We start from the raw sequence: 24520 nt of genomic DNA, 5'->3' as shown, positions 1-24520 counted from the left end.
TTTCTTGAGATTTGATAGATATTCAATTTTGAGTAGGTATTACTCAGAGTTAAGTGACGATAGCCTAGGAGATACACCTGTACCCATGCCGAACACAGCAGTTAAGCCCTAGAACGCCGGAAGTAGTTGGGGGTTGGCCCCTGTGAGATATGGAAGTCGCTTAGCTCTTTGGGAGTTTAGCTCAGCTGGGAGAGCATCTGCCTTACAAGCAGAGGGTCAGCGGTTCGATCCCGTTAACTCCCATATAGGTCCCGTAGTGTAGCGGTTATCACGTCGCCCTGTCACGGCGAAGATCGCGGGTTCGATTCCCGTCGGGACCGTTTAAGATAACGGAAGTTATTTTAGACTCGTTAGCTCAGTTGGTAGAGCAATTGACTTTTAATCAATGGGTCACTGGTTCGAGCCCAGTACGGGTCATGTTTGCGGGTTTGGCGGAATTGGCAGACGCACCAGGATTAAGATCTGGCGCTGAACGGCGTGGGGGTTCAAGTCCTTAACCCGCATAATAGAAAGCAGCCGGCTTAGCTCAGTTGGTAGAGCATCTGATTTGTAATCAGAGGGTCGCGTGTTCAAGTCATGTAGCCGGCATTTTTTATATACGAGGTCGATGCGAACGTAGTTCAGTGGTAGAACACCACCTTGCCAAGGTGGGGGTCGCGGGTTCGAATCCCGTCGTTCGCTTAGAGAGGCCGGGGTGGCGGAACTGGCAGACGCACAGGACTTAAAATCCTGCGCTTGGTACCGATCGTACCGGTTCGATTCCGGTCCTCGGCCTCTAATGCTGAGCACCCTTAGCTCAACTGGCTAGAGTACCTGACTACGAATCAGGCGGTTAGAGGTTCGACTCCTCTAGGGTGCATTTTTTTATTTAACGCGGGAAGTAGCTCAGCTTGGTAAGAGTACTTGGTTTGGGACCAAGGTGTCGCAGGTTCGAATCCTGTCTTCCCGATTGATGGCGGTGTAGCTCAGCTGGCTAGAGCGTCCGGTTCATACCCGGGAGGTCGGGGGTTCGATCCCCTTCGCCGCTATAATGATCTTGTTGGACCTTTAGCTCAGCTGGTTAGAGCTCTCGGCTCATAACCGAGTGGTCGTAGGTTCAAGTCCTACAAGGTCCATTGAAAATAATGGAGGATTACCCAAGTCCGGCTGAAGGGAACGGTCTTGAAAACCGTCAGGCGTGTAAAAGCGTGCGTGGGTTCGAATCCCACATCCTCCTTTCATATTAACGCGGGATGGAGCAGCTCGGTAGCTCGTCGGGCTCATAACCCGAAGGTCGTAGGTTCAAATCCTGCTCCCGCAATTTGGCTCGGTAGCTCAGTTGGTAGAGCAATGGATTGAAGCTCCATGTGTCGGCGGTTCGATTCCGTCTCGCGCCATATCTTATTTTATTAAGCGGGTGTAGTTTAGTGGTAAAACTACAGCCTTCCAAGCTGTTGTCGCGAGTTCGATTCTCGTCACCCGCTTTGAACGAAAGTTCATACCAAGTTTTTAAACTGGGGCGCGTAGCTCAGGTGGTTAGAGCGCACGCCTGATAAGCGTGAGGTCGGTGGTTCGAGTCCACTCGTGCCCATTAATAGGAGAATTACTCAAGAGGCTGAAGAGGACGGTTTGCTAAATCGTTAGGTCGGGTAACCGGCGCGGGGGTTCGAATCCCCCATTCTCCGTACGTTAAGAGCTGCTAGGCTCTTTTTTTTGCTCTTTGTTAACTGTAGTGGGTTGAAGTCAGCTAAGATCTAGAAAGGACAAATTTCGTCCTTTCTTTTTTGATATTTAGGGCGATAAAAATTCGTTTTTTGAAGTTTTCAAAGTTCCGAAAACTAAAGGCGTTGCGCTTGATAAGTTTAATGAGATTATTGGTTGCTTCTAATTTGGCGTTGGAATAAGGTAACTAAAGAGCGTTGACAATTTTTTCTTTGTCCCTGAGGAAGGTTTTAAAGACCGTCTGAAAAAGAGGATGAATCTGCTTTAGTTTCTCCTCTATAAGTCCAAAAATTTCTCAGGCTCCTTGTTCTGAAAGTGAAAAAGCAAGAGCTGATAGAGCTTTATAGTGGTGTCTCAAGTCTTCTGAATAGCTCAAAAGCTTGTCTAGAATCTCTTTGTTGGTTAGATGAATACGAAAAGTAGGGCGATAAAATCGCTTATCGCTCAGTTTACGACTATCCTGCTGTATAAGCTTCCAGTAGCGTTTGATGGCCTTGTATTCATGGGATTTTCGATCGAATTGGTTCATGATTTGAACACGGACACGACTCATAGCACGGCTGAGATGTTGGACAATATAAAAACGATCTAGAACTATTTTAGCGTTTGGGAGTGAAACAATCTGGGAGACTGTTTCAGCCTGAGCCTAGAAATTCGAAAGCGAAGCTGTTTAGACAAGTCCATAGTAGGGACTAGACATATCCATCGTAATGATTTTCACCTGACAACGAACAGCTCGCTCGTAGCGCAGAAAGTAATTTCGGATGATAGTTTGTGTCCTGCCTTCAAGGACAGTGATGATATTGAGCTTTTCAAAATCCTGAGCAATAAAGCTCATCTTTCCCTTAGTGAAGGCATACTCATCCCAAGACATAATCTCGGGAAGACGAGAAAAATCATGTTTAAAACGGAAGTCATTGAGCTTTCGAATGACGGTTGAAGTTGAAATGGCAAGCTGGCGGGCAATGTCGGTCATAGAAGTCTTTTCAATCAACTTTTGAGCAATTTTCGGGTTGATGATACGAGGGATTTGATGATTTTTCTTGACGAGAGAAGTCTCAGAGACCATCATTTTCGAGCACTGATAGCACTTGAAACGGCGTTTTCTAAGGAGAATTCTGGTAGGCATACCAGTTGTTTCGAGGTAAGGAATTTTAGATGATTTTTGAAAGTCATATTTCTTCATTTGATTTCCGCAATCAGGACAAGATGGAGCGTCGTAGTCGAGTTTAGCGATGATTTCCTTGTGGGTATCTTTATTAACAACATCCATAATTTGGATATTAGGGTCTTTGATATCGAGTAGTTTTGTGATAAAATGTAATTGTTCCATATGAATCTTTCTAATGAGTTGTTTAGTCGCTTTTCATTATAGGTCATTGGGACTTTTTTCTAGGCTACATAATCTCCATAGTGGATTTACCTACTACAAATATTATTGAGCTCTATTATCTAATGCTGTTTCAGTAACTTTCATATTAGAAAAAATCATAAATAGACTAGATTTAGTGGTATACTAAGGTTAGGGACTTTAAGTGGCTGGGGGATAATCGAGATGGAAAATGGAGTAAAATTTCATAGTATTTTTTATAGATTTATACTATTTATCTTTGTAGTATTTCTAACTGTGATTTCAATGATCTTAGATGCAAAAAAAGCGCAAATTCGCTTTTTTAACCTATCCTTGATTATCGGGCAAGGGGAGTTGAAGATTGTTACAGTTGCGGTTTTACTCCTTACTTTTCTTCTATCTTTCTTGTTTAAATGGAAATGTTCGATTTATAAAAAAGGGATTTATCTAAGAAAAATTGATTTATTTGTAGCTTGGGATGAGATTAGAGGTCTTAGCCATGTCTGGATCAATGAATATCATCGTGGACCTCATGGTTTCCTGTTCTATAATCGTAAGACGCTGGTTATTTATAGAGAAAATTATCAACCGATTTGCCTTTATAATATTTCATTATTGGCCTTATATGTGGCTAAATATTATCATCCAAAATTGAAAACCAATATAGTCTTAGCAACGTTGGCAAGTCTCTTCAATATGGCTTTAAATGCATGCTTCTTGTACGAGATGTTTAGTAAAAATTTGGTGAATATAAAAGCTGAAATCTTTATGTTTTGGCTGCTTTTATATGCTGTTAAAGTTTTTGCGTTGCCATTGATTATGCTTGAATATGAGAATCACTGCTATGGAGCTTCTTTGGTACATAGCACGGCATATAAAAAGAATGCCTCAAAAGCTATCCACCTGTAAATTGTTGATAGGAAGCTAGCTATTTATATATCTGTTACTTTCTACATTCAAACAGCACTATATGCTTGCTAGATGTGATTCTAGACATCATATAGTGCTGTTTGTTAAGTCCAGCTAGTGAGTGAGATTTCACCACTATTGAGCCAGATTTCTGTCTGGTCATCAAGCTGAATAAGGAGTTGTCCTTTGTCGGAGATGTCCTTGGCGACTCCTTTTTTTTTAGTCTGATCTTGGATAAAACTGACCTCTCTTCCTAGAACAAGAGAGTGTTCTTTATAAAGGTAGAGTAGTTCTTCGGGTGCTGTTTGGTAGAAACAACGCCAAATTTCTGAGATTAGTTCGTTTCGTGTGATAGGTGCAGGTGGCATAAATAGGCTACCTGCTTTTTCTTTTAGTTCTTCTGGGAAGTCTTCTATAGAAAAATTTATACCAAGTCCGATAATGACATCTGTAACCAAGCCTGTCTCAACTGATGTCATTGCTTCGGTGAGGATACCTGCTATCTTTTTATTTTTTAAGTAGATATCATTTACCCATTTGATATCTACTTCTATCATAGTTAGATTTTTAATGGCTTTGTAGACTGCAGCAGCTACAAGGAGAGTATAGGAAGGGAGTTTTTCATAGGGAAGATTGGGTTGAATATGCAGGGACATATAGATCCCGCCCTGAGATGGAGAATAGTAGGGACGCTGAAAGCGGCCACGACCTGCTGTTTGACAGGTTGAAAGATAGAGTGTATTTCCTTTGTTTCCAGCTTCAATCCCTTCTTTTGCATCTGTTTGTGTTGATTTGGTCTCAGGTTTGTAGCGAATGGTTAAGTTGGTTTTCTCCTGAATCAAATCAGGCAATATCAGATCGCCTTGAATAAGCTTGTAGCCTCTATTTTTGATACTGTCAATTTCTAGGCCCTCTTGTTGAAGACGTTGGATCGCTTTCCATATGGATGTACGGCTTAAATTCAGTTCTTCACCGATTTTTTCTCCGCTAACATAATCGTTTTCTCTAGCTAATATTTGGTAGACTAGTTGGTGTGATTTCATTGATTTTCCTTTCTAGCTGAGAGGGAATGAGAGTATTCTTTTCGAGTTTGACTAGGTGTTTTATGAAAAAACTGTTTGTAGGCTTTTGAGAAATGTAGTGGGTCTGAAAAACCTACAGAATATGCAATGACTTTGATCGTTTCATTTGTGTGTTCTAGTAACTGTTGCGCACGCTTCATTCGAACGAAAAGTAAATACTCTTTTGGAGAGAGTTGGTGAAATTCTTTAAACACACTAGTTAAGTAACTTCTATGAACCGATAGCTCTTTAGCTAAATCTTGAATGGTGAGCGATCGTGGATAGTGACTATCAATTAATTGTTTGCAGTCAAGATAGAGCTGGTGAGTTGATGAAATATTCTCTTTTTTCTGATTGGGAGCAATCGTTCCTAGATGAAACATTAGTTCATGGAGTTGTCCCATGATGTGGAGTTGAGCCAATTCATTTGATTTTGTAATCTGAGCGAAACGGACAATATTTTCAACGAGTTTTGCAGTTGTTTGTGTATGACAGTTATTTGACTGGGTGAGGTAGGATTGGTCAGAAATTTGAGATAGAGCAAAGTAGTCAGGTGCCCTCCCTCCAGTGATCCCCAACCAGTAGTAAGCCCAAGGATCCTGGTTATCTGCTTGATAGAATGTTAATTCATCTGGTTTTAGTAAAAAGAAATCTCCTGCCTTTAAATCAACAATTTTCCCCTTATAATGGAATTGCCCTTTTCCTTTAGTAATGTAATGGAGTACATAGGTATCTCGAATAGCTGGGCCAAAAGAGTAGTTAGGCGTACATTCTTCATAACCGTAAAAGCTAAGAGAAAGGTCAATTGTTCCAGTCTGGTATTCTGAAAAAACGAGCATGGGCCACCTCCTACCTAACATTTTACCATACTTTGTATACATTTCTCTATTTTAGAAAGCGCTTTTATGTGTTAAAATTTTTTCAAGAAATAGATGAGGTACAATTTATGGGAATTCGGATAGAGAATAATCTATTTTACGTTGAGAGTAAAGGTTTAAGTTTGATTATTGAAAATAGGGATGGGTTCTTATTATTAAAACATTTAGGAAAGACTATTAAGAACTATAGAGGGGCTAATAGTGTTTACGAACGCGATCATGCTTTTTCTGGTAATCCCATAGCTACTAATCGAACCTTTAGTTTGGATACGCAACGTCAGATTTTTGGACAACATGGTTTGGGTGACTTTAGAAAACCAACTTTACAGGTTCAACATAATGCAACTGAAGTAACAGACTTTCGATTTGTAGAAGCAAAGATTTTAAAAGGTCAGAATGGTCCACAGGGCTTACCTTCTCCTCACAGCATGGATGCTACAGAGACGCTTGCCTTGATTTTAAAAGATCCTCAAGCTAAACTTAGTCTGACTTTGTATTATACTGCTTTTGATAATGATGCGACAATTGCTAGCTACAGTAAATTAGAGAATAATAGTAATCAGGAAGTTGTCATCCATAAAGATTTTTCTTTTATGGTTGATGTTCCAGTTGCGTATTACGAAATCGTAACTTTGCAGGGAGCTTATGCTCGTGAAAAGACTGTTCAACGTCAACAGGTAGAACAAGGAATCTTTTCGATTAGTTCGAACCGTGGAGCTTCTGGGCATGCTCAAACACCAGCTCTTCTACTATGTGATCAAGGAGCCACAGAGGATGCTGGGAATGTGTTTGCTTTGCAACTACTGTACAGTGGAAACTTCGAAGCTTTTGTCCAAAAAAATCAACTGAATGAAGTTCGGGTGGCTATTGGCATTAATCCAGAAAACTTTTCTTGGAAGTTAGATCCTGAGGAAAACTTTGAAACACCGGTAGCTTTAGTGACCTATTCAGATAAGGGATTAACCGGTATCAGTCATGAAAGTCAGAATTTTGTACTTAAGCACATTATGCCAAGTAAATTTTCTAAAAAAGAACGTCCAATTCTTATCAATAACTGGGAAGCAACCTATTTTGACTTTCAGAGAGAAAAACTGTTAGAACTAGCTGATGAAGCTAAGAAAGTTGGAATTGAACTTTTTGTATTAGATGATGGGTGGTTTGGTAATCGCTTTGATGATAATCGGGCTTTAGGTGATTGGGTTGTTAATGAGAAAAAACTGGGTGGAAGTCTTGAAAGTCTGATTTCAGCTATCCATGAAAGAGATTTGCAGTTTGGACTTTGGTTGGAACCTGAGATGATTTCTGTTGACAGTGATTTGTACCGTAAACATCCTGACTGGGCTATTCAGGTTCCAAGATATGAGCATACTTACTCTCGGAATCAATTAGTACTTAATCTTGCCAATCCCCAGGTAGTAGGATATTTGAAAAATGTTTTAGATGAACTCCTCTCTCATCATAAAATTGACTACATCAAATGGGATATGAACCGCAATATCACTAATCTGGGGAATGGTTCAGCCTACTTGGAAACCCAGATGCAGTCTCATCAGTATATGTTGGGGCTTTACGAACTCGTTTCTTATCTGACAGAGAAACACAGTCATATTCTCTTTGAGTCTTGCTCTGGTGGTGGTGGACGAAATGATCTTGGTATGATGCGCTATTTCGCACAGGTTTGGGCTAGTGATAATACTGATGCCATTGCACGTTTACCAATTCAATACGGTTCATCCTATCTCTATCCAACCATTTCTATGGGGGCTCATGTGTCAGCAGTACCAAATCATCAGATGGGACGAATGACACCATTGGAAACTCGTGGTCATGTAGCAATGATGGGAAATCTGGGTTATGAGCTTGATTTGACAAGTTTATCAGATGAAGAGAAAGCTGAGATTGCTAATCAGGTGAACTTGTATAAAGAATTGCGACCAGTAGTCCAGTTGGGAAATCAGCATAGGTTAATTAATCCCGATGCTGCATCCAACGAAGCAGCTGTACAATTTAACTATGGAAATCAAACGATCGTAACATACGTCCGAGTCCTTTCAGTTGTGGAAATAATAGAAACCACCTTGAAACTGAAAGACCTAGAGGAGGAAGGGCTTTATGAGTTGGAAGGGACAAACAATGTTTACTCGGGTGCAGAGCTCATGTATGCAGGTTTAACTGTTACCTTATCCCAAGGAGATTTTTTGAGTAGACAATATATTTTCAGAAGACTATAATAAAGGTGTAAATTTATAAAGGAGGCATTCCAATGAAATGGTATAAGAAAGCAGGTTTTCTTTTAGTAGCTGGGGCAAGTTTACTAGGCTTAGTGGCTTGTGGTCAGAACAATCAATCAGCTGATGGTAAGGTAACGATTGAGTTTTTTAACCAGAAGACCGAGATGGCGGATACCTTGCAAAGGATAGTGGATGATTTTGAGAAGGAACACCCTAATATTGATGTGAAGTTGACTACAGTACCTTCAGCTGGAATTGTTCTGAAGACTCGGATTTTATCAGGAGATGTTCCAGATATTATTAATATCTATCCTCAAAATATGGATTTTCAGGAGTGGGCGAAGGCAGGCTATTTTGCAGATATGACAGGAAAACCCTATCTTGAGAACATCAAGAATGACTATGCCGAAAAGTATGCAATCAATAACAAGGTTTATAGTGTGCCTTTAACGGCTAACCTCTATGGAATCTATTACAATAAAACAAAATTTAAAGAATTAGGACTTGAGGAACCGAAGACTTTTAAAGAGTTTCAAGAGATTGTTAAGAAGATAAAAGATAGTGGGAATTCTCCATTTGCAGTTGCAGGCAATGAAGGCTGGACATTAAATGGTTACCACCAACTTTCTCTCATTACTATTACAGGTAGTGGAGATGCGGCTAATAGCTACCTTCGCTTTTCAAAACCAAATGCTATCTCTGCAGATGATGCTATTTTAAAAGCCGATGCAGAACGACTCGATTTATTGGCAGATAATGCTCAAGATGGTTGGCGTGGAGCCTCTTATAATGATGCAGTGGTAGCATTTTCGAGTGGAAAAGCCTGGATGATGCCACAAGGATCATGGGCATTAGCGGCAATTAATCAACAGGATCCAAAATTTGAGGTGGGGATGTTTGCCTTTCCAGGAGAAGAAGTAGGAAAAGAAGTTACTGTTGGTGCAGGGGACATGGCATTATCAACTTCAGCTACTACTAAACATCCGAAAGAAACCGAAGAATTTATCAGCTATATGACTAGTCCAAAAGCTATGCAGTCATACTATGATGTAGATGGATCACCAGTTGCGGTGAAAGGCATACAGGAAAAAGAAGATTCAGCGCTTGCAGATATTTCTAAACTGGCATTTACGGACAAACATTATGTTTGGTTGGGTCAACACTGGAATTCTGAAGAAGACTTTTTTAATCTAACTGCAGGTTACTTGATGGATAAAAATCTGAAAAATATGGCAAACAATCTCAATGCTTTCTTTAATCCAATGAAGGCAGATTTGGACTAGAATAGGAGTTAAGATGATATGGCTATTCGAAAATTTTTAAATAAATACTGGGGTTGGACATTTTTGCTTATCCCGCTTGCTTTACAAGCTATCTTCTTTTACTTTCCAATGGTACAAGGTGCTTTCTATAGTTTGACTAACTGGACTGGATTGACCTATAATTACAAATTTGTTGGTTTGAATAACTACAAATTGCTGATGATTGATGGGAAATTCTTCACAGCCATAGCCTTTACTTTGATTTTAACTCTGGCATTGATTGTTGGAGAGATTACAATTGGGATGGTTGTGGCACGAGCCTTAAATTCTAAGATGAAAGGACAGACCTTCTTTAGAGCTTGGTTCTTTTTCCCGGCTGTTTTGTCTGGTTTGACAGTTTCCTTGATTTTTAAACAATTTTTCAACTATGGTCTTCCAACGATTGGAAGAATTTTAGGGATTGGTTTTTTACAAGAGAGTCTATTGGGGACACCAGTCGGAGCGGTAGTGGCAACTATTTTTGTTCTTCTATGGCAAGGAGTAGCAATGCCAATCATTCTCTTTCTAGCTGGTCTTCAGAGTATTCCATCTGATATTTTAGAGGCTGCATCAATTGATGGTGCAACAAGCAAACAAACTTTTTGGAAAATTGAATTACCCTATTTGCTTCCAACGATTTCGATGGTTTTTATTCTGGCTCTTAAGTCTGGCCTGACTGCCTTTGACCAGATATTTGCCTTGACGAGTGGTGGTCCAAATAATGCTACAACGTCTCTTGGACTTTTAGTCTACAACTATGCTTTCAAGAGTAATCAATATGGATATGCGAATGCAATTGCCTTGATTTTATTCTTAATTATTGGAATTGTCTCTCTTATCCAAATCAAGCTATCAAAGAAATTTGAAATCTAATAGAGGAGTCCTACACATGAAAAAAGAAGAAAAATTGAATCAGTTTTGGAAATATGTCCTCTTGATAGTAGGTGGTATCCTTATACTTGTTCCTTTATTGGTAACAGTATTTAGTTCTTTCAAAATAACTAAGGATATCATGAATCATTTCTTTAGTTTGCCCAATCCTTTTACCTTAAGCAATTATGAACGCTTGGTTTCGGATGGAATTGGAGGCTATTTCTGGAATTCAGCAGTTATTACGGTGTTATCATTGATTGTAGTAGCTTTCTTTATACCAGCTGCAGCTTATTCCATTGCTCGAAATATGTCCAAGAAAAAAGCCTTTGCAATTATGTATTCGCTCTTGATCTTAGGGATATTTGTTCCATTTCAGGTGATTATGATTCCCATCACAGTTATGATGAGTAAACTCGGTCTAGCAAATATGTGGGGGCTAGTAATACTCTATCTAACCTATGCTATTCCACAGACTCTCTTCTTGTATGTTGGTTATATAAAAATCAGTATACCAGATAGTTTGGACGAAGCTGCGGAAATTGATGGGGCTGATCGTTTTACAACTTATCGTCGAATCATCTTTCCAATGTTGAAGCCCATGCATGCGACAACTTTGATTATCAATGCTCTCTGGTTCTGGAATGACTTTATGTTACCACTTTTGATTCTAAATAAGGATTCCAAGATGTGGACTTTGCCTCTCTTCCAGTACAACTACCAAGGTCAGTACTTCAATGACTATGGCCCAAGTTTTGCATCCTATATTGTGGGAATTGTAACGATAACCATTGTCTACCTCATCTTTCAAAAACATATCATTTCAGGAATGAGTAACGGGGCAGTGAAGTAAGAAAGTGCTTAGGGAATGTATAATTCCATACATAGACGAACAGTTCAGCTTATTGACAATTCTATGTAGAAAATAAGAAAGTAGTACTTAATTGCTTGCAGTCTATATTAGTACGAGTTCAATGTGAACAAAAATCTAAAAATATCTTTCATTTACGAAGCCAGGTCATATAAGACTTGGCTTTCATCAGAAAAAGGAGACCATCTATGACCATTCAAAATAAAACTATGTTGATTACTTACTCAGACAGTCTTGGAAATAACCTTAAAGACTTGTATGAGAATTTGGAAGAGCATTTTGGTGATGCTATTGGAGGAGTTCACCTTCTACCATTTTTCCCATCAACAGGTGATCGTGGATTTGCGCCAGTTGACTATGATGAAGTGGATTCAGCTTTTGGTGATTGGGAGGACGTTAAGCGTTTAGGTGAGAAATATTATCTTATGTTTGACTTTATGATTAATCATATTTCTCGTCAATCCAAGTACTATAAGGACTATCAAGAAAAACATGAAGCCAGTGAATTTAAAGATCTCTTTTTAAACTGGGATAAGTTTTGGCCAGAGAACCGTCCGACACAGTCTGACGTAGATTTAATTTACAAGCGTAAGGATCGTGCACCAAAGCAAGAGATTGTTTTTGCAGATGGTTCAGTGGAACATTTGTGGAATACTTTTGGTGAGGAGCAGATTGATCTTGATGTGACCAAAGAAGTAACAATGGCATTCATCCGTAAGACGATTCAACATCTAGCAAGTAACGGATGTGATTTGATTCGTCTAGATGCCTTTGCTTATGCAGTGAAGAAATTGGATACCAATGATTTCTTTGTGGAACCAGATATTTGGGATTTGCTGGATAAAGTTCGAGATATAGCAGCTGAGTATGGGACAGAGCTCTTACCTGAGATTCATGAACACTATTCGATTCAGTTTAAAATAGCGGACCATGATTACTATGTTTACGATTTTGCCCTTCCAATGGTGACCCTTTATACTCTTTACAGTTCCAGAACAGAGCGCTTGGCTAAGTGGTTAAAGATGAGCCCGATGAAGCAATTTACGACACTAGATACTCATGATGGGATTGGAGTGGTGGATGTCAAAGATATCCTGACCGATGAGGAAGTTGACTATGCTTCAAATGAGCTCTATAAGGTTGGAGCGAATGTCAAACGGAAGTACTCCAGTGCTGAGTATAACAATCTAGATATCTACCAAATCAATTCAACCTACTATTCTGCGCTTGGAGATGATGATGTCAAGTACTTCCTCGCTCGTCTGATTCAAGCTTTTGCCCCAGGCATTCCTCAGGTTTACTATGTGGGTCTATTAGCAGGAAAAAATGACTTGAAATTTTTAGAAGAAACCAAAGAAGGTCGAAATATTAATCGTCATTACTATAGCAACGAGGAAATAGCAGAAGAAGTTCAACGTCCTGTGGTGAAGTCTCTTCTCAATCTATTTTCTTTCCGTAATCGGTCAGAAGCCTTTGATCTAGAAGGAACTATAGAGGTGGAAACACCAACGGAATACAGCATTGTGATTAAACGTCAAAATAAAGATAAGTCCGTAACAGCAGTAGCAGAAATTGATTTGCAAAGTCAAACCTATCAGGTATTGGAAAACGGCAGAAAAATTCAGTTTTAGTACCATATTAATAACAGAGTTTTTTTGCAGAGAAAACGTGTTCATTGTTCCCAAATGACGGAAAAAATGGTAAAATTAAAAAATAGTTTAGCATTTATCTTCTGGAGAAATCCAGAACAGAAAGGATCCGTTTTGAAATCAATTGGATTACTGGATAAGATAAGAGGGCTTTCGAAAAAAGATTTCTTTTTGTATTTGATGATCATGAGTATCTTTTTACCTTTTTATTTGTTCTTAGCACTCTTTGCTTTATATTTGATAGGTTTACTTGTTACTGGGGAGATGAAGGGAATTATCAAAGGATTAGCCAAACATCCTGTACTTCTCTTTTTTATTGCCTACAGTAGTATCATCTCCATCGTCGCCAAGAACTGGCTTGGATTGGTTGCATCTTTACTGATGTTTCTCTTCCTCATTTTCTTTAGTTTTTACCAGAAACGTTTGACACATGCTTTCTTCCGTTTGATTTTGCAGACAATCTTGTTTGGCAGTGTGCTCTCCGCGGCTTTTGCCACTTTGGAGCATTTCCAAATTGTAAAGAAATTTAACTACGCCTTTCTTTCGCCCAATATGCAAGTATGGCACCAGAACCGTGCAGAGGTAACTTTCTTTAATCCGAACTACTATGGGATTATCTGTTGTTTCTGTATCATGATTGCTTTTTATCTTTTTACAACGACGAAGCTAAGATGGTTAAAAATTTTTTGTGTGATTGCAGGATTTGTTAATCTCTTTGGATTGAACTTTACGCAAAATCGAACTGCCTTTCCTGCTATTATCGCTGGAGCCATCATTTATCTCTTTACGACCATTAAAAACTGGAAAGCCTTTTGGCTTAGTATTGGGGTCTTTGCGATTGGCTTGAGTTTCCTTTTTTCTAGTGATTTGGGAGTTCGGATGGGGACTTTAGATTCCTCTATGGAAGAACGCATTTCTATCTGGGATGCTGGGATGGCCTTGTTTAAGCAAAATCCTTTTTGGGGGGAGGGGCCATTGACCTATATGCACTCTTATCCTCGGATAAATGCTCCTTATCATGAACATGCTCACAGCCTTTATATTGATACGATTCTGAGTTACGGAATTGTGGGAACCATTTTATTAGCTTTGTCTTCTGTTGCTCCTGTTCGTTTGATGATGGATATGAGTCAGGAGTCGGGGAAACGTCCAATTATCGGTCTTTATCTATCTTTCCTTACAGTGGTTGCTGTGCATGGAATCTTTGACTTGGCCCTTTTCTGGATTCAGTCAGGTTTCATTTTCTTGTTAGTTATGTGCAGTATTCCATTGGAGCGTCGAACCTTGGTATCAGACATGACGGATTAAGTTTATAAGATTGAAATCTTCTACCTTGAGTAGGAGATTTTTTACTGAGAAAAATTAGTTCTAAATCGAAATAGTTGACAATTGGAATAATAAGTATTATAATGTTTTTTATTCGTATCGATATAGAAATAAATTGGAGGTTTCATGAAATATTGTCATTTGGTAGCCCATCATATTTGTTTGTTGAATGGGCGGCTTTTTCAAAAGTTACTGAGACAAGACCCTGACTCTCTTTATCGGAGTGAGCAGGGAAAGATTTTAGCGGTTTTATGGAATAGTAAGACGGGCTGTGCAACTGCGACAGATATTGCGCTTGCGACTGGGCTTGCTAATAATACGTTGACGACTATGATAAAAAAGTTAGAGGAGCAAAATCTTATAACTGTCAGTCCGTGTGGAGAAGATAAGCGTAAGAAGTATCTAGTTTTAACAGAGTTGGGCAAGTCTCAGAAAGAAGTTGGGCAACGTGTCAGCCAAAGATTGGATACTATCTGTTACAAAGGATTTTCAGAGGAAGAGATTCGTCAGTTTGAAGCTTTTCAAGAAAGAATTTTGGCTAATCTGAAAGAGAAGGAAAATGAGGTTTAGAATGGGGTAAATTAGTTATTAAAAGTTTGGTAACTTGACCAACCGAGGAAAAATTTTAAATTGAGGACAAAGAATGATTGAATACAAAAATGTAGCGCTACGCTATACAGAAAAAGACGTCTTGAGAGACGTCAATTTACAGATTGAGAATGGAGAGTTCATGGTTTTAGTTGGGCCTTCTGGGTCCGGTAAGACGACCATGATCAAGATGATTAATCGTCTCTTGGAACCAACTGATGGAAATATTTATATGGATGGCAAGCGCATCAAAGACTATGATGAGCGTGAACTTCGTCTTTCTACTGGTTATGTTTTACAGGCCATTGCTCTGTTTCCCAATCTAACGGTTGCGGAAAATATCGCCCTCATTCCTGAGATGAAGGGCTGGACTAAGGAAGAAATTGCTCAGAAAACAGAAGAGCTTTTGGCTAAAGTTGGCTTGCCAGTAGCTGAGTATGGGCATCGACTTCCAAGCGAATTATCTGGTGGAGAACAGCAACGGGTCGGCATTGTCCGTGCTATGATTGGTCAGCCTAAGATTTTGCTTATGGATGAGCCTTTTTCGGCTTTGGACGCTATTTCGAGAAAACAGTTGCAGGTTCTGACGAAAGAATTGCATAAAGAGTTTGGGATGACAACGGTTTTTGTGACCCATGATACGGATGAAGCTTTGAAATTGGCGGACCGTATTGCTGTCTTGCAGGATGGAGAGATTCGTCAGGTGGCGAATCCTGAGACGATTTTAAAATCTCCTGCAACAGACTTTGTAGCAGACTTGTTTGGAGGTAGTGTTCATGGCTAATTTGATATCAACTTTTCAGGATCGTTTTGGTGATTGGGTAACAGCTCTATCTCAACATTTGCAGTTGTCACTTTTGACCTTGTTACTAGCTATCTTTATTGCAGTCCCCTTAGCGGTATTTCTTCGTTATCATAAAAAGATGGCGGATTGGGTCTTGCAGATTGCAGGGATTTTCCAGACTATCCCGTCTCTGGCCTTGTTGGGACTCTTTATCCCCTTGATGGGAATTGGGACCTTGCCAGCTTTGACAGCTCTGGTGATTTATGCGATTTTCCCGATTTTGCAAAACACCATCACTGGGCTGAAGGGAATTGATCCGAGTCTGCAAGAGGCTGGGATTGCCTTTGGGATGACCAGATGGGAACGTCTCAAGAAATTCGAAATTCCACTCGCCATGCCTGTTATGATGTCTGGGATTCGGACAGCAGCGGTCTTGATTATCGGTACGGCAACCTTGGCAGCTTTAATTGGTGCTGGGGGACTGGGTTCCTTTATCCTTTTGGGAATTGACCGTAATAATACCAGTCTGATTTTGATTGGGGCCCTTTCTTCTGCAGTGCTTGCCATTGCCTTTAACTTCCTGCTAAAAGTGATGGAAAAAGCAAAATTGCGGACGATTTTCTCTGGTTTTGCCTTGGTGACAATATTGCTCGGTCTGTCTTATAGTCCAGCTCTATTAGCTCAAAAAGAGAAAGAAAACTTGGTGATTGCTGGGAAATTGGGACCGGAACCAGAAATTTTGGCCAATATGTATAAGTTGCTGATTGAAGAGAATACCAGTATGACTGCGACTGTTAAACCAAATTTTGGGAAAACAAGCTTCCTCTATGAAGCTCTGAAAAAAGGGGATATTGATATCTATCCTGAATTTACTGGTACGGTGACTGAAAGTTTACTTCAACCAGCACCTAAAGTAGGTCATGAGCCAGATCAGGTTTATCAAGTGGCGCGTGATGGCATTGCTAAACAGGATCATCTGGCCTATCTCAAACCTATGTCTTATCAAAATACCTACGCTGTAGCTGTTCCGAAAAAAATTGCTCAAGAATATGGCTTGAAGACCATTTCGGACTTGAAAAAAGTGGAAGGGCAGCTGAAGGCAGGCTTTACACTAGAATTTAATGATCGTGAGGATGGAAATAAGGGCTTGCAATCAATGTATGGTCTCAATCTCAACGTAGCGACCATGGAGCCAGCTCTTCGCTATCAGGCAATTCAGTCAGGCGATATTCAAATCACGGATGCCTATTCGACAGATGCAGAATTGGCGCGTTATGATTTACAGGTCTTGGAAGATGACAAGCAACTCTTCCCACCTTATCAAGGGGCACCACTCATGAAAGAAGCTCTTCTCAAGAAACATCCTGAGTTGGAGACAGTTCTCAATAAATTGGCTGGTAAAATCACGGAAAGCCAGATGAGCCAGCTCAACTACCAAGTCGGTGTTGAAGGCAAGTCAGCAGAACAAGTAGCCAAAGAATTTCTACAAGAACAAGGCTTGTTGAAGAAATAGCTTGAAAATGTCAAACTCAACTTGGTTAAATGATCATATAGAAAAATGCTCAGGCAATCTTGTCTGGGCTTTTTGGTGTCAGAAGTAATGATTTTCATTTTTAAATGGAAAATAAGAGGAAATTTTTAGGATTTTCTAAAATTTCACTGTAAATACACTTGACTATTCACAAAATAGGTGTATAATGTGTTGTGAACTACTTAACAAATAGAGATTTCCAGCTCATGTCGACTAAGGATGGAAATCCTGTGTATAGACAGTTCAGTAGATATATAATAGAGCGTTGCGTCCGAAAGTCTATCCAGACACGGCTCTTTAAAAACAAAAGGAGAAGATTATGAAAACAGAACCGATTCATCGTACCAGTATGTGGAAATTTAAGTTAAGTGCTGCCACCATGACTTTGATTCCCGCTGCCGTGGGGATTAACTATGTTGCCAAAGCCTTGGCGGAGGGGTTAAAGTTGCCCGTTTGGCTGGGGTCTTTGGGAACCTTTCTTACCAGCATGTTGGCTGGGCCGGTTGCCGGTGCCATTAGTGGTTTCATCAACAACGTGATCTATGGGCTGACCTTATCGCCAATTTCAACCGTGTATGCGATTACCAGCATCGGAATTGGGATTGCTGTCGGAGTTTTGCACGCCAATGGGTGGTTCTCGTCAGCGCGACGAGTATTTGTTTCTGCTATTATTATTGCCATCGTTTCAGCTGTCATTTCAACGCCACTCAACGTCATCTTTTGGGGTGGTCAGACCGGTATCGCTTGGGGTGACTCATTGTTTGCGGTAATGGTCGCCAATCATGCACCAGTGTGGCTGGCCTCATTTACCGATGAGTTTGTCTTGGATATTTTGGATAAAGTCTGTGTGGCCTACCTGGCATTCTTCATCTATCGTCAGCTGCCGAAGCGGATGGTGCACTTCTTTAAAGATGATAAATGATGACTGATCAAACATTTATTTCTGGAGCGCCACGGGTCAAGCTCAAGTGGTACCAGGTGATCGATCCGATTACTAAGCTCTTGTTCATCTTGGACATGACGTTGTTGAGCTTTGCCAGTATGAATTTATTGCTTCAGGCCGGATTAATTCTTGTCGCAACACTGCTATTGTTATTTTCCAAATTGAGTTCTACCACCTTTAAGGCACTGGGATTCAGCCTGTTTCTGATTTGCACCATGCTGATCATTCAAGGGTTATTTTACAGTCGGAATCAAACTGTGCTTTTTTCTGTGCTTGGGGTGTCGTTCTACAAAGAGGGCCTGATTTACGCCACCACTCTGGGTTGTCGAGTATTGGTGATTATTTTGACCAGTGGCTTTTTTATGGTGACCACGAGTATTTCAGAAAACGCGGCCTATTTGGAACTGTCCGGATTGTCTTATAAAACCGTCTACGTTCTGATGTCGGTGTGTTATATTTTGCCGGAAATGATGCGCAATATGCGGAAAATCCAGCAGGCACAAAAAGTTCGCGGAACCAATCCGCAAAAAACGTTGATTCAGAAATTAAAGTCAGTCCTGCCGGTTCTAATTCCATTGGTGATTAAGACCTTGGATCAATCGATGACGCGGTCGATTTCTCTCCAACTGAGAGGTTTTGATAATCTCAACCGGACTGTCAGAACCTCCCAGCGCGTGTATCGCCTGTCGCGGACGCTGCACATTGGTCTGACTGGATTGGCAATTTTATTGATTGGGTGGAAGATATGGACGAAGATAAACGGATTGTAATTGAAAATTTGACCACCCGTTATCCGGGTACTGAGCAACCACAACTGCGTCAGATTAACGCGGAGGTTCATACCGGCCAGGTGGTTGGGATTATCGGGAATAGCCACTCCGGCAAATCGACTTTGTGCCGTGTGCTGGCAGGGGTCATTCCCAAAATTGTGTCTGCTGAGATTGAGGGCGATTGGCACATGTTTGGCCAGCGAGTGTCTGACAATTGGCCCGTTTATAATGCCATGAATGGAGTTGTACTGCAAAATCCAGCTGGCCAACTAAGCGGGTTGGCAGACACGGTTGCCGATGAAATCGCCTTTGACTTGATTAATCAGGGAATGGCTGAAGGACTGATTCAAAAACGGGTTGAAGAAGTTGCCACGCAAATGGGGCTGATTGAACAGCTGAATTTGCGTCCCGAGAGCCTTTCCGGTGGTCAGATCCAGCGGTTGGCAATTGCCACGGCGATTGTGGCTAATCCGGCTGTTTTGATTATGGATGATCCGACCAGTGAGATGGATCCCCTTGGCCGCCGGCAATTTTTCCAATGGCTGGCCCAAGTCAAAGAGACGACTGTCTTCATTGTCACCAGTGAAATTGACGATTTGTGCGAAGTCGCCGACGTTGTGTGGGTGCTGCACGAGGGTCAAATGGTAGCCCAGGGCAGGCCGGGTGAGGTGTTTAATCATTTGGCAGCTGACTGGCAGATTCCAGCCCCGACAATCCAGCAACTTGCTCAAAAAATGGATTGGCACTTGGCTGATGGCCGGTATCCGGTGAATTACGCTGATCTGAAGGAGGTTCGTTATGTCCACAATTGAACTGAGCCACCTGACGTTCACTTATCCGGAACGGTCCTTTAGCTTGGATGTTGAAGACAAACACTTCGCCGATCCGATGGTGGCGATTGTCGGCCAAAATGGTGCCGGCAAATCAACGCTCTTCAAATTGTTGACGGGTTTGCTGACACCACAAACCGGTGTGATTAAGATCGATGGAGAAAATTTTAATGATCTTAAACCAGTAGAAAAGTTACTGAAGGTTGGGATTACTTTTCAGAATCCTGACGATCAGCTTTTCAACCCGACCGTTCAACGAGAGGTGGAGTGGAATGTCGCGCAGGTCATGGATGACCACGACACGATTACGAGGCGGGCTTTAGCAGCTCTAAAAAGAGTTGGCTTGGATGATAAAACAGCTGAAAGTCCATATGACCTGTCATTGTCGGAACGCAAGCTGTTGAGCGTTGCCACAGTTTTGGCAGTGGATCCGGCGATTTATTTATTTGATGAGCCGATGATGTCGCTTGATTGGGAAAGCCGGCGCAAGTTGACCGCAATTTTCCATCAGTTGGCTGATTCGGGCCACCAAGTTGTGACCATCACCCATGACATGGATTGGGTCGCCGCCGAGTTTGAGTCGGTGTATGTTATGGAACACGGGAAGTTTGGCTTCGCCGGCAGTCCACGGGAATTGTTCAGCAATCACGAACTTGTCCAGCGAGTGGGATTACTACCACCGCGGATTATGGACATAGCGGAGTCGCTGGGTGATTCACAGACATATTTATCGGTTAATGATTATTGCCAGAAAAATCGAGATGTATAGAAAAAGTCACCTCTGCGGGTTTTCCAGGTTGAAGGATTAACTTCAGCTTCTGGCAAGAACTCACATGGGTGACTTTTGTGTTTAATAACGTTTCATGATCATCGGGTGCTTCCTCAGATCACTCGGTTTGATTTTACTTTGTTTTATGGTCATAATCATATACCATTTCTTTTGGATTTTTTGTTTGACTAATACAAAATAGGTCTTCATAGGTCTTCGCATTTTTAGCGCCCATTAGGATCATCAGTATAATTTTCTGAATTAGGAGACTGTCCCATCACTATTCGAACTTCGTCTCCCAACTTACGCTGTTCCCATTCATCCGTGAATCCTTTAAATCGCAATTCTGGAACTTTCTTTTTAACTGAATCATCTATTTTCGCCATAGTCCCCACCATTTTATTGGTTTTTCTTGTTCTTCTATCCTTTTTTGATCTTTGATTTGTTCCTGTAAATTTTCCAACTTCTCTTTAAGAGCGTTCACTTCATCTTTATATTGATTGTCTAAGTGTTTGAATTCTGTTTCCTGTGAGGGCATTTTGAGGGCTTTTAAGTTATCATTTTCCGCCTTGTATTCTTCTAGCAACTTTTTATCTTGCAAGGCTAATCGTTGTTACTGGTCTAACAAATTAGTTAGTTTTTCTATTTGTTGGTCTTTGGTATTTGATTTGCTACTACTTTCTACTTTACCTAAAATTATTTTTTCTGCTTTAGAATTTATTAGATTAGACCCATTGGAACTTTTAAGCTGTAATTCTTTTGGTAACCTTTGGTAGTGATATTGAATATTTTGTTTTGTAACACTCAACTCATCCGCCAGCTCTTTGATCGTTTTTAAGTCTTCACTCATGGTTTAAGTCCTGCCTTTTAACCGTTGGTAGATATTGTTCAATGGCTTTTTTGAGGTAGCGTGCGATATTATGCTTAGAATATTCTTCACGTCTGCTGGCAACATAAGACAAGTGGTCTTTAACACTATTTAGCCCTCTTAATTCTTTCAGTTCGTCATAGAGGGGGTAAACATGGACTTGCAATCCTGCCATGATTTTTGTATCTTGCATTTCAAACGGACTTAGCAACATATTTTCTAGCAATAGCGTGGTGTACTTGCTTTTCATTACTTCAATAGCTAGCTTATCTTCGGTTTCTGCTTTGCGTGCTTTATCTTCTTGATAGGCGGTATCTTCTAACTTATAGCTGTTATCGTCTGCTCGACGTTTCTTTCGTAACCAGATATCCAATGTTAAACCGTCCGCATCAATCGCTCGATAGAGATAATGCCAACGCCCCTTAATTTTGATATAGGTTTCATCCATTTTCCACGAATAGAAGGACTGTTTATTTTTCTTTTTCCAGAGATGATAGAGGATTTTACTGTATTCTTGAACCCACCGATAAATCGTAGTGTGACAAACATTTATTCCACGGACATAAAGCAATTCCTGAACTTCACGATAGCTCAGATTGTAACGTAGGTAATAACCAACAGCGACAATGATGACGTCTTGTTGGAATTGTTTGCCTTTAAAATGATTCATCTCTCAAGCCTTACTAACCTTTTTTCTGCTCTTTGAGAAGCTGAAGGTCGTGCTAGTAACTACCTATTTGGTTTGATTAATTCCATCATTTATCTGGTGCTTGCCCTTCAAAAAGGCTTCTATGGTGAGGTTTTAACAACTCTCTATTTTACAATTATGCAGCCAATTGGTCTCTTGGTTTGGATTTATCAAGCTCAGTTTAAGAAAGAACAACAAGAGTTTGTCGCACGTAAACTAGACGGCAAGGGTTGGACAAAGTATCTTTCTATTAGTGTTCTTTGGTGGTTGGCCTTTGGGTTTATTTATCAGTCTATCGGAGCTAATCGTCCCTATCGTGATTCTATCACTGATGTGACCAATGGTGTAGGGCAAATCCTCATGACAGCTGTTTACCGTGAACAGTGGATATTCTGGGCTGCTACTAATGTCTTTTCAATCTATCTCTGGTGGGGAGAAAGCCTGCAAATCCAAGGGAAATACCTAATTTATCTCATCAATAGTCTAGTTGGGTGGTATCAGTGGAGCAAGGCAGCAAAAAGCGCTTAAAAAAGTAAAAAAAGGATCAGATGATCCTTTTTTTGTGTTAGAGCAAAATGAATAATACCGTAATGACAATAGCACTCGTTATACGAATAATGTGGTGCGATATATGTTGGTTTTCTTGCTGTCGCCCGTTCCAGTAGGCACCATAGCAGACGATACTCGAACCCACAATCCATAGTAGAATGGTTGCCAGTGGGACGAAGTAAAAGATAGCTAGAGCCAGAGAAGTGATGCAACTGCCGACCAAGATGCACGTGTTTCCCAGACTGTAGTTCTTTTGTTTCATGGCTGAAAAAGCAGCAGCAAGGTGAAGTAATGAGAATGCGAGAGCTAGTACGATTGTTAGTATTCCTAGAATCATCGAAGTTAACATAGTTGGTTCCTTTCTGAGTTACAGGCTTAGTTATCAAGTGTAGTTGTAGAGGTCATCTCCATTACATCAAGGTAAAATCTCACCACTTGGTCTTCGGTATAGGATTTTCCTTTTTTTAGCCACCAAGTTAGGGTCTCGATAAAGTTCGTTACAACAAAATGCTGGAGGTAGGAGGCCGGAATGTTTGGGTAGGCTTCTTGTAAGTCATCCGCCACCATGGGATAAACGTGGTGTTCGAGCTCCTTGTGTAGTTGGCGGAGGAAGTAGTCGTTTTTGGAAAAAAGAAGACTGGTGACATGGTCCTGATTTTTCTGAAAATGTAAAAAGATATGTGCGAGGTAGTCCTCGGTAGTAAAGTGTCCTTCCCTTTCAAAGAGATGATGAAAGAGGTAGCGACAGAGCTCATCTAAAAGCAGTTCCTTACTCTCGTAGTGACAGTAAAAAGTAGAACGTCCAACATCTGCTAGGTCAATGATATCCTGAACAGTAGTGGCATCATAGCCCTTGTCGTTCAAAAGTTGTAAAAAAGCTTGATAGATGGCTTTTTTCGTCTTGCTGACTCGACGGTCTCTTTTTGGCATATAGACACTTGAGACAAACTGTTCAGAACTGAACAGGACTGACAGTTTGCTTCTATCCTTTCTTTGGATTTTATTAGATAATACAAATGAAAGAAGTATGTATATACCCATTATACCAAAGGAGGGAGAGAAATGAGTTCTAAAACATCTATCTGGTTATCTTTTTTCTTAAATTTAAGCTATGCGATAGTCGAGTTTATCGCAGGAGGAATCTTTGGTTCGAGTGCAGTTCTTGCTGATTCTGTTCATGACCTGGGAGATGCAATAGCCATTGGCATCTCAGCCCTTCTAGAAACAATTTCAAACCGTGAAGAAGATAGACAGTACACCTTGGGTTACAAACGTTTTAGTCTTTTAGGGGCCATGCTAACGGCTGTGATTCTTATGATAGGGTCTGTCCTAGTGATCTTGGAAAATGTCACAAAGATTGTTCACCCGCAACCCGTTAATGAAAATGGTATCCTCTGGCTGGGAATCATTGCAGTGACCATTAATGTGCTAGCAAGTCTGGTAGTTCGTAAAGGAAAGACAAAGAACGAGTCTATTCTTAGCTTGCATTTTTTGGAAGACACCCTTGGTTGGCTGGCTGTCATTCTAATGGCGATTATCCTCCGATTTACGGACTGGTATATCCTCGATCCGCTTTTATCGCTGGTTATTTCTATCTTTATTCTAACAAAAGCCATTCCTCGCTTTTGGAGCGCACTGAAAATTTTCCTAGATGCTGTGCCAGAAGGGGTCGAGACAAGTGATTTGGAGAAGGATTTAGAGGCTCTACCCAATGTCAACAGTGTCAATCAACTTAGTATTTGGTCCATGGACGGTCTAGAGAACAATGCTATTGTTCACATTTGTATTAAGGACTGGGAGCAGATGATGGAGACCAAAGAAGTGGTGCGTCAATGTTTAGAAGAAAGAGGCGTGCAGAATATCACTATTGAAGTGGACAGCAGTCAAAGTAATCATGCGGAACATAGGCGGAAGGTGAGAGAGTTAGAGCAGAAGCATGGGCATCATTAGTAAAAAGTAAAGAATGATTAAGCCCCTATGTTATTTTAAATAGAGTATTTTATTACTGTTTAAATATTTTAAAAGTTTGGTCCTATAAGGCTCTGTATAAAC

23 protein-coding genes, 17 tRNA genes, 1 rRNA gene and 4 pseudogenes are annotated in these 24520 nt (G+C 40.6%); 34 read left to right on the top strand and 11 right to left on the bottom strand.

The annotated features are described in order from the left end of the window. The first annotated feature begins 49 nt into the window (after positions 1-49). The 18 genes from rrf to STO1_RS07650 all read left to right on the top strand — a co-directional run bounded on the left by rrf (position 50) and on the right by STO1_RS07650 (position 1664). Positions 50-165: ribosomal RNA gene (gene rrf, locus STO1_RS07735) — 5S ribosomal RNA — on the top strand. A 5-nt stretch (positions 166-170) separates the two neighbouring features. Beyond that, a tRNA-Val gene (locus STO1_RS07730) sits at positions 171-243 on the top strand. A gap of 4 nt (positions 244-247) precedes the next feature. Beyond that, positions 248-320: transfer RNA gene (locus STO1_RS07725), tRNA-Asp, on the top strand. Positions 321-344: 24 nt separating this feature from the next. Further along, positions 345-417: transfer RNA gene (locus STO1_RS07720), tRNA-Lys, on the top strand. Positions 418-422: 5 nt separating this feature from the next. Then, positions 423-503, top strand: a tRNA-Leu gene (locus tag STO1_RS07715). A 12-nt stretch (positions 504-515) separates the two neighbouring features. Continuing rightward, positions 516-588, top strand: a tRNA-Thr gene (locus STO1_RS07710). A 21-nt stretch (positions 589-609) separates the two neighbouring features. Then, positions 610-681 (top strand) — tRNA-Gly (locus STO1_RS07705). A gap of 7 nt (positions 682-688) precedes the next feature. After that, positions 689-774: transfer RNA gene (locus STO1_RS07700), tRNA-Leu, on the top strand. An 11-nt stretch (positions 775-785) separates the two neighbouring features. Then, a tRNA-Arg gene (locus STO1_RS07695) sits at positions 786-859 on the top strand. 15 nt (positions 860-874) lie between these two features. Continuing rightward, positions 875-949, top strand: a tRNA-Pro gene (locus tag STO1_RS07690). Positions 950-954: 5 nt separating this feature from the next. Continuing rightward, positions 955-1028: transfer RNA gene (locus STO1_RS07685), tRNA-Met, on the top strand. A gap of 13 nt (positions 1029-1041) precedes the next feature. Next, positions 1042-1115: transfer RNA gene (locus STO1_RS07680), tRNA-Ile, on the top strand. An 11-nt stretch (positions 1116-1126) separates the two neighbouring features. After that, positions 1127-1216: transfer RNA gene (locus STO1_RS07675), tRNA-Ser, on the top strand. Positions 1217-1226: 10 nt separating this feature from the next. Further along, positions 1227-1300: transfer RNA gene (locus STO1_RS07670), tRNA-Met, on the top strand. 3 nt (positions 1301-1303) lie between these two features. Beyond that, positions 1304-1376 (top strand) — tRNA-Phe (locus STO1_RS07665). A gap of 16 nt (positions 1377-1392) precedes the next feature. Further along, positions 1393-1463 (top strand) — tRNA-Gly (locus STO1_RS07660). A gap of 33 nt (positions 1464-1496) precedes the next feature. Further along, positions 1497-1570 (top strand) — tRNA-Ile (locus STO1_RS07655). Between the two features lie 6 nt (positions 1571-1576). Beyond that, positions 1577-1664: transfer RNA gene (locus STO1_RS07650), tRNA-Ser, on the top strand. Between the two features lie 62 nt (positions 1665-1726). Here the strand turns inward: STO1_RS07650 and STO1_RS10020 are convergent. Together STO1_RS10020 and STO1_RS07645 are read right to left on the bottom strand one after the other, a co-directional pair. Continuing rightward, positions 1727-1837: a hypothetical protein gene (locus STO1_RS10020; protein WP_394334356.1), complete on the bottom strand. Its 111-nt coding sequence runs from the start codon at positions 1835-1837 to the stop codon at positions 1727-1729. A 159-nt stretch (positions 1838-1996) separates the two neighbouring features. Next, positions 1997-2887 (bottom strand): annotated as a pseudogene (locus STO1_RS07645) (transposase). 369 nt (positions 2888-3256) lie between these two features. Here STO1_RS07645 and STO1_RS07640 point away from each other — a divergent pair. After that, positions 3257-3961, top strand: a complete 705-nt coding sequence (locus STO1_RS07640) for a hypothetical protein (RefSeq protein ID WP_033584252.1) — start codon at positions 3257-3259, stop codon at positions 3959-3961. Between the two features lie 104 nt (positions 3962-4065). On the opposite strand, the gene birA is transcribed toward STO1_RS07640, so the two are convergent. Both birA and STO1_RS07630 read right to left on the bottom strand, forming a co-directional pair. Further along, positions 4066-5004 carry a bifunctional biotin--[acetyl-CoA-carboxylase] ligase/biotin operon repressor BirA gene (gene birA / locus STO1_RS07635; protein ID WP_096422703.1) on the bottom strand — a complete coding sequence of 313 codons (939 nt, stop codon included), beginning with the start codon at positions 5002-5004 and terminating at the stop codon, positions 4066-4068. After that, positions 5001-5861 carry an AraC family transcriptional regulator gene (locus STO1_RS07630; RefSeq protein ID WP_000959977.1) on the bottom strand — a complete coding sequence of 287 codons (861 nt, stop codon included), beginning with the start codon at positions 5859-5861 and terminating at the stop codon, positions 5001-5003. The genes birA and STO1_RS07630 overlap by 4 nt, the downstream gene beginning before the upstream one ends. Positions 5862-5968: 107 nt before the next feature. On the opposite strand from STO1_RS07630, the gene STO1_RS07625 reads away from it, so the two are divergent. The 13 genes from STO1_RS07625 (at position 5969) to STO1_RS07565 (ending at position 20363) form a co-directional block, all read left to right on the top strand. Beyond that, positions 5969-8131, top strand: coding sequence for an alpha-galactosidase (locus STO1_RS07625; RefSeq protein ID WP_096422701.1), 2163 nt, complete (start codon positions 5969-5971; stop codon positions 8129-8131). A 32-nt stretch (positions 8132-8163) separates the two neighbouring features. Then, entirely contained in the window at positions 8164-9414 is a 1251-nt protein-coding gene (locus tag STO1_RS07620; protein WP_096422697.1) for an extracellular solute-binding protein, read from the top strand. 18 nt (positions 9415-9432) lie between these two features. Beyond that, positions 9433-10305: a carbohydrate ABC transporter permease gene (locus STO1_RS07615; protein ID WP_061588706.1), complete on the top strand. Its 873-nt coding sequence runs from the start codon at positions 9433-9435 to the stop codon at positions 10303-10305. Between the two features lie 16 nt (positions 10306-10321). Then, complete coding sequence (locus STO1_RS07610; protein WP_096422695.1) at positions 10322-11155, top strand: carbohydrate ABC transporter permease; 834 nt, start codon at positions 10322-10324, stop codon at positions 11153-11155. Positions 11156-11361: 206 nt separating this feature from the next. Continuing rightward, positions 11362-12804 (top strand): sucrose phosphorylase, encoded by a 1443-nt coding sequence (gtfA, locus tag STO1_RS07605; RefSeq protein WP_057489279.1) that lies wholly within the window; start codon positions 11362-11364, stop codon positions 12802-12804. A 132-nt stretch (positions 12805-12936) separates the two neighbouring features. After that, on the top strand, positions 12937-14130 hold the full coding sequence (locus tag STO1_RS07600; RefSeq protein WP_057489341.1) for an O-antigen ligase family protein: 1194 nt from the start codon (positions 12937-12939) through the stop codon (positions 14128-14130). Positions 14131-14274: 144 nt separating this feature from the next. Continuing rightward, entirely contained in the window at positions 14275-14718 is a 444-nt protein-coding gene (locus STO1_RS07595) for a MarR family winged helix-turn-helix transcriptional regulator (RefSeq protein WP_057489280.1), read from the top strand. Between the two features lie 73 nt (positions 14719-14791). Beyond that, the gene (locus STO1_RS07590) at positions 14792-15520 is read left to right on the top strand and encodes an ATP-binding cassette domain-containing protein (RefSeq protein ID WP_057489281.1); all 729 of its coding nucleotides are present in this window, start codon (positions 14792-14794) and stop codon (positions 15518-15520) included. Beyond that, positions 15513-17033, top strand: a complete 1521-nt coding sequence (locus STO1_RS07585; protein ID WP_057489282.1) for an ABC transporter permease/substrate-binding protein — start codon at positions 15513-15515, stop codon at positions 17031-17033. Before STO1_RS07590 ends, STO1_RS07585 begins: the two co-directional genes overlap by 8 nt. A gap of 337 nt (positions 17034-17370) precedes the next feature. After that, positions 17371-17973, top strand: coding sequence for a hypothetical protein (locus STO1_RS07580; protein WP_007521045.1), 603 nt, complete (start codon positions 17371-17373; stop codon positions 17971-17973). After that, a complete protein-coding gene (locus tag STO1_RS07575; protein ID WP_172843661.1) occupies positions 17973-18764 on the top strand; it encodes an energy-coupling factor transporter transmembrane component T in 792 nt (263 codons plus the stop codon). Before STO1_RS07580 ends, STO1_RS07575 begins: the two co-directional genes overlap by 1 nt. Further along, entirely contained in the window at positions 18740-19576 is an 837-nt protein-coding gene (locus STO1_RS07570) for an ABC transporter ATP-binding protein (protein WP_000343048.1), read from the top strand. Before STO1_RS07575 ends, STO1_RS07570 begins: the two co-directional genes overlap by 25 nt. Beyond that, entirely contained in the window at positions 19563-20363 is an 801-nt protein-coding gene (locus STO1_RS07565) for an energy-coupling factor ABC transporter ATP-binding protein (RefSeq protein ID WP_000103848.1), read from the top strand. The genes STO1_RS07570 and STO1_RS07565 overlap by 14 nt, the downstream gene beginning before the upstream one ends. A 224-nt stretch (positions 20364-20587) precedes the next feature. Here STO1_RS07565 and STO1_RS09760 read toward each other — a convergent pair whose 3' ends face one another. The 5 genes and pseudogenes from STO1_RS09760 to STO1_RS09790 form a co-directional block, all read right to left on the bottom strand. After that, positions 20588-20749, bottom strand: a complete 162-nt coding sequence (locus STO1_RS09760; RefSeq protein WP_001062367.1) for a hypothetical protein — start codon at positions 20747-20749, stop codon at positions 20588-20590. Continuing rightward, positions 20737-20964: a hypothetical protein gene (locus STO1_RS07560; protein ID WP_001152920.1), complete on the bottom strand. Its 228-nt coding sequence runs from the start codon at positions 20962-20964 to the stop codon at positions 20737-20739. The genes STO1_RS09760 and STO1_RS07560 overlap by 13 nt, the downstream gene beginning before the upstream one ends. A 12-nt stretch (positions 20965-20976) precedes the next feature. Beyond that, the gene (locus tag STO1_RS07555) at positions 20977-21213 is read right to left on the bottom strand and encodes a hypothetical protein (RefSeq protein ID WP_001287839.1); all 237 of its coding nucleotides are present in this window, start codon (positions 21211-21213) and stop codon (positions 20977-20979) included. Continuing rightward, positions 21206-21526 (bottom strand): annotated as a pseudogene (locus STO1_RS09795) (DNA replication protein); the annotation flags it as partial. The gene STO1_RS07555 and the pseudogene STO1_RS09795, both read right to left, overlap by 8 nt. A 27-nt stretch (positions 21527-21553) precedes the next feature. Further along, a pseudogene (locus STO1_RS09790) lies at positions 21554-21901 on the bottom strand (IS6 family transposase); the annotation flags it as partial. Positions 21902-21940: 39 nt separating this feature from the next. On the opposite strand from STO1_RS09790, the pseudogene pnuC reads away from it, so the two are divergent. Next, a pseudogene (gene pnuC / locus STO1_RS07545) lies at positions 21941-22447 on the top strand (nicotinamide riboside transporter PnuC); the annotation flags it as partial. 37 nt (positions 22448-22484) lie between these two features. Here pnuC and STO1_RS09930 read toward each other — a convergent pair. Beyond that, positions 22485-22817, bottom strand: coding sequence for a hypothetical protein (locus tag STO1_RS09930; protein ID WP_000958145.1), 333 nt, complete (start codon positions 22815-22817; stop codon positions 22485-22487). Positions 22818-22843: 26 nt separating this feature from the next. Then, positions 22844-23398, bottom strand: coding sequence for a TetR/AcrR family transcriptional regulator (locus tag STO1_RS07535; RefSeq protein ID WP_084938938.1), 555 nt, complete (start codon positions 23396-23398; stop codon positions 22844-22846). Between the two features lie 132 nt (positions 23399-23530). Between STO1_RS07535 and STO1_RS07530 the strand changes: the two genes are divergently transcribed. After that, complete coding sequence (locus STO1_RS07530; RefSeq protein ID WP_096422691.1) at positions 23531-24418, top strand: cation diffusion facilitator family transporter; 888 nt, start codon at positions 23531-23533, stop codon at positions 24416-24418. Positions 24419-24520: the final 102 nt, after the last annotated feature.

This window comes from Streptococcus oralis subsp. tigurinus (genome assembly GCF_002356415.1).
In the GTDB taxonomy this organism is placed as follows: Bacteria; Bacillota; Bacilli; order Lactobacillales; family Streptococcaceae; genus Streptococcus; species Streptococcus oralis_F.
Note: the sequence above shows the minus strand (reverse complement) of the source record. Positions and strands in the feature narration are given on the sequence as shown.

Coding starts and splice junctions, on each gene's coding strand:
- STO1_RS07555 (WP_001287839.1), bottom strand. CDS start 21,213: ATGAGTGAAGACTTAAAAACGATCAAAGAGCTGGCGGATGAGTTGAGT.
- STO1_RS07625 (WP_096422701.1), top strand. CDS start 5,969: ATGGGAATTCGGATAGAGAATAATCTATTTTACGTTGAGAGTAAAGGT.
- STO1_RS07595 (WP_057489280.1), top strand. CDS start 14,275: ATGAAATATTGTCATTTGGTAGCCCATCATATTTGTTTGTTGAATGGG.
- STO1_RS07535 (WP_084938938.1), bottom strand. CDS start 23,398: ATGCCAAAAAGAGACCGTCGAGTCAGCAAGACGAAAAAAGCCATCTAT.
- STO1_RS07585 (WP_057489282.1), top strand. CDS start 15,513: ATGGCTAATTTGATATCAACTTTTCAGGATCGTTTTGGTGATTGGGTA.
- STO1_RS07620 (WP_096422697.1), top strand. CDS start 8,164: ATGAAATGGTATAAGAAAGCAGGTTTTCTTTTAGTAGCTGGGGCAAGT.
- STO1_RS07630 (WP_000959977.1), bottom strand. CDS start 5,861: ATGCTCGTTTTTTCAGAATACCAGACTGGAACAATTGACCTTTCTCTT.
- STO1_RS07565 (WP_000103848.1), top strand. CDS start 19,563: ATGTCCACAATTGAACTGAGCCACCTGACGTTCACTTATCCGGAACGG.
- STO1_RS07530 (WP_096422691.1), top strand. CDS start 23,531: ATGAGTTCTAAAACATCTATCTGGTTATCTTTTTTCTTAAATTTAAGC.
- gtfA (WP_057489279.1), top strand. CDS start 11,362: ATGACCATTCAAAATAAAACTATGTTGATTACTTACTCAGACAGTCTT.
- STO1_RS07615 (WP_061588706.1), top strand. CDS start 9,433: ATGGCTATTCGAAAATTTTTAAATAAATACTGGGGTTGGACATTTTTG.
- STO1_RS07580 (WP_007521045.1), top strand. CDS start 17,371: ATGAAAACAGAACCGATTCATCGTACCAGTATGTGGAAATTTAAGTTA.
- birA (WP_096422703.1), bottom strand. CDS start 5,004: ATGAAATCACACCAACTAGTCTACCAAATATTAGCTAGAGAAAACGAT.
- STO1_RS09760 (WP_001062367.1), bottom strand. CDS start 20,749: ATGGCGAAAATAGATGATTCAGTTAAAAAGAAAGTTCCAGAATTGCGA.
- STO1_RS09930 (WP_000958145.1), bottom strand. CDS start 22,817: ATGTTAACTTCGATGATTCTAGGAATACTAACAATCGTACTAGCTCTC.
- STO1_RS07590 (WP_057489281.1), top strand. CDS start 14,792: ATGATTGAATACAAAAATGTAGCGCTACGCTATACAGAAAAAGACGTC.
- STO1_RS07570 (WP_000343048.1), top strand. CDS start 18,740: ATGGACGAAGATAAACGGATTGTAATTGAAAATTTGACCACCCGTTAT.
- STO1_RS07610 (WP_096422695.1), top strand. CDS start 10,322: ATGAAAAAAGAAGAAAAATTGAATCAGTTTTGGAAATATGTCCTCTTG.
- STO1_RS07640 (WP_033584252.1), top strand. CDS start 3,257: ATGGAAAATGGAGTAAAATTTCATAGTATTTTTTATAGATTTATACTA.
- STO1_RS07575 (WP_172843661.1), top strand. CDS start 17,973: ATGACTGATCAAACATTTATTTCTGGAGCGCCACGGGTCAAGCTCAAG.